Below are 1,580 nucleotides of genomic sequence, written 5' to 3'. Positions count from 1 at the left end.
GCGGGGCTTGGGGCGGGTGAACGGCTCGTAGAAGCGGGTCGATTCCGGCTTGCCCGCCACGATGCCGCTGATGGTGGCCGCATAATTGCCCAGCACTGAGCAAGGCAGAACATAGCCGCCCTCGATCGCCTGACGGGTGATGGCGAGGGCGTCGCCATTTTGTTTCGGGTAGAGCGACAGGCGAGTGAGATAGCTGTCATAGTCGGCGCGGTCGTAGAAAGGCAGGCCATCGCCCATGCCTGCAAAACCCTGGTGCCAGCCATAATAGGTGGTGAACAGCATCAGCCGTTCGGCCTGATGCGCCTCCCCCGCTATGTCGTCGCGCAGCATCCACAACAATACGGCGCGGTTGACCCGATCGGCGGGATCGAGCGTCGTTTCGCCGATCGCTTCCAGCCGGGCCACGAAGGCCTGCTCGGCCTTGATCTGCGCGGCGCGGGCGGTGAGCGACAGGTCATAGATGCGGTCATCATAGGTGCGGACGCCACGCGCGGTCGCCTCGACCGGATGGGTGGAGAGCCACCATGTCCAATGATCGTCCATGACCTGCGTGAGTGTGTCGCGGGGCGTTTGCGCCTGGGCGAAAACGGGCGTGGCGACGGAGAGGAGAAGTGGAAGGATCTTGCGCATGACGCAAGGGGATCGCGTGTCCCCGCTGCTTTGGCAAGGGGTTTCAGGCGGGCGCTACGCCATCGGCCTCGACAATATCGTCGCCCATATAAAAGCCCTGAACGCGCACCCGTTTTTCGACAAGATCGACGGGTACGCGGAGCAGGACGAGGCGGTAGGTGCCGCCAACATCGCGCCGGAGCAGAAAACCGGCGGCGTCGCGAACGAGCCGCCCGGTTTCATCTACGTCAGCGCCACTTTCTATCATGCGGTCAGTCTATCGCATCCTTGATGCCCTTGCCAGCCAGGATGCCGAGGACGAGGAACAGGACGAAGACGGCGAGCGCGATGAAGAAGAGGATTTTGGCGATGCCGACGAAGGTGCCAGCGGCGCCGCCGAAGCCGAGAACCGCCAGCACAGCGGCGATGACGAGTGAGATGACTGCGAGTTTCAACATGGTGATCCGTCCCTTTCGATGGAAATGCTATGATTTCCGAACGGATGACGGCGCACGGGGTTCCCGTCAGACCCAGCCTTCCAGCACTTGGTTGGGGGGACGGTGGCCATCGACCCAACTGCGGATATTGGCGATGACCCGCGCGCCGGTCGCATCGCGGCCTTCGAAGGTGGCCGATCCCATGTGGGGCAGCAATACGACATTGGCGAGGTCGAACAGGCGCGCATCGACCGCCGGTTCATGGGTATAGACGTCGAGGCCTGCACCAGCGATCCGCCCTTCGTCGAGCGCGACGATCAACGCGGCCTCGTCAGTGATTTCAGCGCGGGAGGTGTTGATGAGATAGGCGTCGGGGCGCATGAGGGATATCCGCCGCACATCGATCAGCCCGCGACTGTCGGCATTGAGCGGACAGTGGATCGAGATGATGTCGCAAGCGGCGAGCAGGGCATCGACATCGCCCACCCATTCCGCTTCCAATTCCTGCTCCACCTCGAACGGCAGACGGTGGCG

At 63.0% G+C, this 1,580-nt stretch carries 4 protein-coding genes; all 4 read right to left on the bottom strand.

The annotated features are described in order from the left end of the window. A partial coding sequence (locus IL54_RS22015) for a DUF885 family protein (protein WP_037480482.1) occupies window positions 1-630 on the bottom strand: 630 nt, incomplete at its 3' end. Window positions 631-673: 43 nt separating this feature from the next. Next, window positions 674-877, bottom strand: a complete 204-nt coding sequence (locus IL54_RS25620) for a DUF5818 domain-containing protein (RefSeq protein WP_076605625.1) — start codon at window positions 875-877, stop codon at window positions 674-676. 4 nt (window positions 878-881) lie between these two features. Beyond that, window positions 882-1,067: a DUF1328 domain-containing protein gene (locus IL54_RS22005; RefSeq protein ID WP_037480476.1), complete on the bottom strand. Its 186-nt coding sequence runs from the start codon at window positions 1,065-1,067 to the stop codon at window positions 882-884. Window positions 1,068-1,133: 66 nt separating this feature from the next. Beyond that, a partial coding sequence (locus IL54_RS22000; protein ID WP_037480856.1) for a 2-hydroxyacid dehydrogenase occupies window positions 1,134-1,580 on the bottom strand: 447 nt, incomplete at its 5' end.

It is taken from the genome of Sphingobium sp. ba1 (genome assembly GCF_000743655.1).
Lineage (GTDB): Bacteria > Pseudomonadota > Alphaproteobacteria > Sphingomonadales > Sphingomonadaceae > Sphingobium.
The sequence above is the reverse complement of the archived record's forward strand: the minus strand, read 5'-3'. Positions and strand labels throughout refer to the sequence as shown.